Source organism: Streptomyces sp. NPDC059900 (assembly GCF_050270335.1).
GTDB lineage: Bacteria > Actinomycetota > Actinomycetes > Streptomycetales > Streptomycetaceae > Streptomyces.
The window spans coordinates 1-6,433 of sequence record NZ_JBNNJZ010000473.1 but is presented as its reverse complement, the minus strand read 5'-3'; the positions used below and the strand labels follow the sequence as shown (position 1 = coordinate 6,433).

The window sequence follows — 6,433 nt, the reverse complement described above, 5'->3', positions numbered from 1 at the left end:
GTTTGTGGCATGGCCCTTCCTGGGGGTCCCCCCGGACGGAGTCCGGAGGAAGGTCAGATACCGGCGCCCCGCTGGCTCGCGTAGAAGACCAGGCGGTACTTGCCGATCTGCACCTCGTCGCCGTTCGACAGCGCGACCGAGTCGATGCGCTCCCGATTGACGTACGTGCCGTTGAGGCTGCCCACGTCGGCGACGGTGAAGGACCCGTCCCCGAGGCGACGGAACTCCACGTGGCGACGCGAGACGGTCACGTCGTCCAGGAAGATGTCGCTCTGCGGGTGACGCCCCGCCGTGGTCAGCTCGCCGTCCAGGAGGAAGCGGCTGCCCGAGTTCGGCCCCCTGCGCACCACGAGGAGCGCGGAGCCGAGCGGCAGTGCGTCAACGGCGGCCTGGGCCTCCGGCGAGAGGGCGGGCGAGGCGGTCTGCCCCGTCACCTCCGCGTCGTAGGCCTCCAGGCCCGAGATGGAGATCGTGGAGGTCGTCTCGGACGGACGCTCCGGCGCGGCCCCGGCCCGCAGCGGCGCGCCGCAGTTGGAGCAGAACCGGCTCGCCTCGGCGTTGCGGTTCCCGCACCTCGTACACACCAGAGCCATGGACGGATCCTCCTGCCGCGGCTGCCCCGCGGGGGCATTCGATGCGTACGGATCGGGGGTAAACCCTCCACCCGTACTTGAGGTTGACGGTTCTCCGAAACCTATGCGGCCCGCACCGGCAGGGTCAACAGACGACGCGCCCTGCGCGCCCGAAATGTCACCGCCTGGCCCACCGACCTGGTCGCGGAACATCGGGCGCTCGCCGCCCTGCTCCTCGGCATCTCCATGGCGCGCGGCACGGTGCCGGGCAGTGGCGGGGTTGCCGCTGTCCTCACGTGCACTCTTGCCGAACAACTTCGCAAACAACTTCACGGGCGATTCCCCTTGACCGAAACAGACCCGCCCGTGGGGCAGGACGAACCCTGATTGCACACACCGCCGTACACCGGAAGTACAGACATCCTCACAACGTCCGTATCCGCCAAACAGTTTCCACCACGCACCACGCTTACGATGCGCCGACCCCCCGCAACCTCATGCCCTCGACCGGCGGCCCCCATGCACCCCCGCCTCACTGGGACGACGACCGAGCGTAGTCAGGCCGCTTCGCCGCTCGCAAGGCGTCCACCACGATCTTCTCCGCTCGCGTCACGGTGACGGTGGCTTGCTCCTTCTCCAGAGTCTGCACCACGCCACCTGGGATGTTCAGCGCCGGCTCGAGATCCTGCGGCTTGCCGATCACCTTGAACCGGTAGGGCTTGCCGACCGCGCGGCCGTCCACCCGTACACCACCACTGTCCGTATCCGACAGATAGGTGTTGGCCACTACGCGTACATCATTGATCTGGATGGCCTCGGCACCCGCGGCGCGCAGCTCCTGAATGGCGTCGAGCAGCATGTCCGCCTCGACCGACCCCTTCTTGTCATCGATGGTCAGCGTGATTCCAGGACCCTGCGCCGCCACGGTGCCCGCCAGGATGCCGAGTTGTCGTTCCTTCTCGACCGTCTGCTTGCGGGCCTCCTCGGCCTGGTCCGAGCTGTTCTCAAGCCCGGTGCGCTGATCCTCGAGACGCTGCTTCTCACCTTCCAGACGCTGTGTACGGTCATCCAGTTCATCGAGAATGCGAACGAGATCTTCCTGACGTGCTCCGCGCAGCGCACTGCTGTCGTTGTTGGAGCGCACCTGGATGGCCAGGCCCAGTCCCAGCACGAAGAGCAGCAGGGCGACGATGAGTTGAGGACGCGTGACGCGCGGCGGCCAGAGCCCCTTCGCCAACCGCTGACGGCCGCTCTGCGAGGCCCGCTCCTCTTGGTCGTGCCGCTGCTCGTCCCCCTCCGGCGCCGCCGGCTCAGCGGGCTCCACGGGCGGCGGGCCCTGCACCTCTGCGGGCAGCTCCCTGCTCCGGTTGTCGCCGCCGGGTGTCTCTTGCGTACCCATCGGCGTCACGCCCTGAAGATGTGTCGGCGGATGGCGGCGGCGTTCGAGAAGATCCGGATGCCGAGGACCACCACGACACCGGTGGAGAGCTGGGCGCCGACGCCCAACTTGTCGCCCAGGAACACGATCAGGGCGGCCACGACGACGTTCGAGAGGAACGACACCACGAAGACCTTGTCGTCGAAGATCCCGTCGAGCATCGCACGCAGGCCTCCGAAGACCGCGTCGAGTGCCGCCACCACGGCGATCGGTAGGTACGGCTCGACCACGGCCGGAACCTCGGGCCGGACCAACAATCCGGCCACGACTCCCACGACGAGGCCCAGTACGGCGATCACGATGTGCCCTTTCCTGCCTTCGGCTCTGCTGTACGTACGGTCACACTCGGTGCTGCCGGCAGTCGGACGTCATCATGGACGGAAATGCTGGTCCGGACGCCGAAGTTCTCCTGCAAAGCATGCAGATACTGACCGTCGCGACTGTTCTGGAAACGCGTGCTCAAGCGCTGCCCGTCACCCACGGCAAGCACCGTATACGGCGGCACGAGCGGCTTGTTGTCGACCAGTATCGCGTCACCCGCGGCCCTGATCGCCGACAGCGCCGTCAGCCGCTGGTCATTGATGGCGATCGCCTCGGCGCCGGACTGCCACAAGCCGTTGACGACCCGTTGCATGTCGCGGTCCCGCACCCGCCCGGTGTCGGAGAATCCCGCGCTCTCCCGCGGCCCGCCCCCGCCCTGGTCGGCTTCCTTGGCGTCGTCCACCACAAGCTTCACGCCCGGCCCGTCGACCTTGGTGGCACCGGAGAGCAGGGACACCAACTCACCCTGGCTGCCCCCGTGTTTCTTCAGTGCCTCGCGCTGCCGGGCGCCCACGTCGTCGCGGAGCGTCTCCACATCCCCTTCGAGCTCGTCGGCGTCCGAGGTCGCCGCCTCGATCCGGTCGATGAGCTCGGAGCGCTCCTTGGCGACCACCGGGGCAGCTATCCGCGCCTGCGCGGCACCCACGGTCACCACAAGGGCAGCCAGCACCAGTCCGAGCGCGAGTCCCAGCTTCGCCCGCAGCGGACGCGGCATTCCACCGTCGCCCTGCGCCTTCTTGCGGGCCGCCGCCTCGGCATAGCCCTCGTCCAGGCTGTGGTCCATGACCGTGGTCAGCAGCGACATGGAGGCGTCCGGACGCCGGGGGCGTGAGGGGGTGCTCCGAACGGGGGGCTGCTGCGGCATGCCGCACATCGTCGCACGTCGCGGGCACTACCTCCGAATGGCCCCACCGGCGTGCCGGACAGCACCTCTCACGGGTGCCGTCCGGCCCGTCCCACCGGTCAGCGACCGGCGCTGTCCACCACGGCCGACCACTCGTCGAGCAGCGCCTGAGCGGACGCGTCGTCGGGTCCCTCGGCCCACAGATGGGTGACGGCCTCCGCGGGGTCGGGCAGCACAAGCACCCAGCGCCCGTCGGCCTCCACGACCCGCACGCCGTCGGTCGTGTCCACCGACCGGTCCCCCGCCGCCTCCACGACGGTCCGCATGACCAGCCCCTTGACCGCCCACGGCGTCGCAAGGTCACGCCGGAGCACATGCGCACGCGGGATACGCGCGTCGATCTGGCTCAGCGTGAGCTGCGTCCGCGCGACCAGACCGATCAGCCGCACAAAGGCGGCCGTACCGTCGAACACGCTGCTGAACTCGGGGATGATGAACCCGCCCCGGCCGTCGCCGCCGAAGATGGTCGCCTCATCGCGCCCCACCCGCGTCAGATCGTCGGGCGACGTGGTCGTCCAGTCGACCTGCGTCCCGTGGTACGCGGCCACCTGCTCGGCGATGCGCGTCGTCGTCACCGGCAGCGCGACCCGCCCGCTGCGGCGTTCCGCGGCGACCAGGTCGAGCATGACGAGAAGCGCGCGGTCGTCCTCGATGATCCGCCCCTTCTCGTCGACGAGCGAAAGCCGCTCACCCACGGGGTCGAACCGCACACCGAAGTCGGCACGCGACGACGCCACGATCTCACCGAGCCGCACAAGGCCCGACCTGCGCGCCTCATAGGTCTCGGTCGGACGCGACTCGTCGAGACCCGGGTTGATGGTCAGCGCGTCCACGCCGAGGCGGCCCAGCAGGCTGGGCAGCACAAGGCCCGCACTGCCGTTGGAGGCATCGACGACCACCTTCAGGTCCGACTCGGCCACTCCCGTCGTGTCGACGTTGCGCAGCAGCGAACCGGTGTAGGAGTCGAAGACGCTGGAGGGGAAGTGCAGATCCCCGATCTCCCCGGGGAACGCCCGCCGGTACTCCTGACGCGCGTAAACCCGGTCCAGCTTGCGCTGACTCCCCTGCGACAGGTCGGCCCCGCGCGCGTCGAAGAACATGATGTCGACGGAGTCGGGCGCACCCGCCGTCGTCCGGATCATGATCCCGCCGGCGCTGCCCCTGGCCGTCTGCTGCCGCGCGACGGGCAGCGGCACGTTCTCCAGGTCCCGTACGTCGATGGCGCTGGCCTGCAACGCCGAGATCACCGCTCGCTTCAGGGCCCTGGCGCCTCGCGAGTGGTCACGCGCCGTGGTGACGGTCGAGCCCTTCTTCAGGGTGGTGGCGTACGCCCCCGCGAGCCGTACCGCGAGCTCGGGAGTGATCTCCACGTTCAGGATCCCGGAGACCCCGCGAGCGCCGAAGAGATGGGCCTGGCCCCGCGACTCCCAGATGACCGACGTGTTGACGAAGGCGCCGGCCTCGATCGTTTTGAACGGGTAGACCCGCACATTGCCCTGGATAATCGATTCCTCACCGACGAGGCACTCATCGCCGATGACGGCACCGTCCTCGATGCGGGAGGCCCGCATGATGTCGGTGTTCCTGCCGATGACACAGCCCCGCAGGTTGCTGTGCTGACCGATGTAGACGTTGTCGTGCACGACGGCCTTGTGCAGGAATGCCCCGGCCTTGACGACCACGTTCGAGCCCACGACCGTGTGCTCGCGGATCTCGGCGTCCGCCTCCACCTTTGCGTAGTCGCCGATGTAGAGCGGCCCGCGCAGCGTGGCGTCGGGGTGCACCTCGGCGCCTTCGGCGACCCACACGCCGGGCGAGATCTCGAAGCCGTCGAGCTCCACGTCGACCTTGCGCTCAAGGACGTCGGCCTGGGCCTTGACGTAGCTCTCGTGCGTGCCGACGTCCTCCCAGTAGCCCTCGGCGATGTACCCGTATACGGGCTTTCCTTCCTTCATCAGCTGAGGGAAGACATCTCCGGACCAGTCCACCGACACATCGGCGTCGACATAATCGAAGACTTCGGGCTCCATGACATAGATGCCCGTGTTCACCGTGTCGGAGAAGACTTGCCCCCAGGTCGGCTTCTCGAGGAAGCGTTCGACCTTTCCTTCTTCGTCCACGATGGTGATGCCGAATTCCAGCGGATTGGGAACGCGCGTCAGGCAGACGGTGACGAGCGCGCCCTTCTCCTTGTGAAAATTGATCAGCTCGGTGAGATCGAAATCGGTGAGCGCATCACCGGAAATCACGAGGAACGCATCGTCCTTCAATGCTTCCTCGGCGTTCTTCACACTCCCGGCAGTACCGAGTGGCTTCTCCTCATTGGCATAGGTGAGCTCCATCCCGAGCTCTTCACCATCGCCGAAGTAATTCCTGACCAGAGAAGCCAGGAACTGGACTGTCACTACGGTCTCGGTGAGCCCATGCCTCTTGAGCAGCCGCAGCACGTGCTCCATGATGGGCCTATTGGCCACCGGCAGGAGCGGCTTGGGCATGCTCGAGGTCATAGGGCGAAGGCGCGTGCCTTCGCCTCCGGCCATTACGACGGCCTTCATGTCGGAAGCGTCCTCCTCAATAGGTGACGTCCTAGCCGACTTGGCCCGCCAAATGATGCCCGTATACGTGACTTACGGGGCTGCAAGCCTCCACAGCTGCCGAATCGGCAAGCTCAATCGGCCGTGACGTCCGCACGGACAAGTCGGCGAACCTGAACCACGTAGAGGATCCCTGCCCACCAGTACAGAGTTGTACCCCATCCTGCGAACGCCCATCCGAAAATAGCGGCCAGAGTACTGATCCAGCCACTTCCGTCACTGAGGAGCAGCAGCGGAAAGGCGTACATCAAGTTGAAGGTGGCCGCCTTGCCGAGGAAGTTCACCTGCGGCGGCGGATAGCCGTGGCGTCTGAGGATCCCGACCATCACCAGCAGAACCAGCTCACGCAGGAGCAGCACCGCGGTCAGCCAGAGCGGGAGAATCTCCCGCCACGTCAGCCCGACCAATGTCGACAAGATATAGAGCCGGTCGGCAGCCGGGTCGAGCAGCCTGCCCAGGTTGCTGATCTGGTTCCAGCGGCGGGCCAGCTTGCCGTCGAGATAGTCACTGATGCCGCTCAGCATCAGCACCAACAGCGCCCAGTGATCACTCTTGGGCCCGCCGAACTCGGGCCTGAGGATCAACCACAGGAAGAGGGGTACGC

The 6,433-nt window shown here is 67.1% G+C and carries 6 protein-coding genes; all 6 read right to left on the bottom strand.

Annotation, left to right across the window (positions count from 1 at the left end):
• Window positions 1-53: 53 nt before the first annotated feature.
• Entirely contained in the window at window positions 54-1,022 is a 969-nt protein-coding gene (locus ACQKIP_RS36555; RefSeq protein WP_365866172.1) for an FHA domain-containing protein, read from the bottom strand.
• An 82-nt stretch (window positions 1,023-1,104) separates the two neighbouring features.
• Complete coding sequence (locus ACQKIP_RS36550) at window positions 1,105-1,971, bottom strand: DUF881 domain-containing protein (protein WP_365866170.1); 867 nt, start codon at window positions 1,969-1,971, stop codon at window positions 1,105-1,107.
• Window positions 1,972-1,976: 5 nt separating this feature from the next.
• Window positions 1,977-2,309 carry a small basic family protein gene (locus ACQKIP_RS36545; protein WP_030794354.1) on the bottom strand — a complete coding sequence of 111 codons (333 nt, stop codon included), beginning with the start codon at window positions 2,307-2,309 and terminating at the stop codon, window positions 1,977-1,979.
• Window positions 2,306-3,205 carry a DUF881 domain-containing protein gene (locus tag ACQKIP_RS36540; protein ID WP_365866055.1) on the bottom strand — a complete coding sequence of 300 codons (900 nt, stop codon included), beginning with the start codon at window positions 3,203-3,205 and terminating at the stop codon, window positions 2,306-2,308. The genes ACQKIP_RS36545 and ACQKIP_RS36540 overlap by 4 nt, the downstream gene beginning before the upstream one ends.
• Before the next feature lie 89 nt (window positions 3,206-3,294).
• Entirely contained in the window at window positions 3,295-5,790 is a 2,496-nt protein-coding gene (locus tag ACQKIP_RS36535) for a mannose-1-phosphate guanyltransferase (protein ID WP_365866053.1), read from the bottom strand.
• Between the two features lie 113 nt (window positions 5,791-5,903).
• Window positions 5,904-6,433, bottom strand: a 530-nt coding sequence (locus ACQKIP_RS36530; protein ID WP_427745128.1) for a CDP-alcohol phosphatidyltransferase family protein, incomplete at its 5' end; no start/stop codon positions are given.

Bases quoted from the DNA above. Each gene is read 5' to 3' on its own strand.
- ACQKIP_RS36535 (WP_365866053.1), bottom strand. From the start codon at position 5,790: ATGAAGGCCGTCGTAATGGCCGGAGGCGAAGGCACGCGCCTTCGCCCT.
- ACQKIP_RS36540 (WP_365866055.1), bottom strand. From the start codon at position 3,205: ATGTGCGGCATGCCGCAGCAGCCCCCCGTTCGGAGCACCCCCTCACGC.
- ACQKIP_RS36550 (WP_365866170.1), bottom strand. From the start codon at position 1,971: ATGGGTACGCAAGAGACACCCGGCGGCGACAACCGGAGCAGGGAGCTG.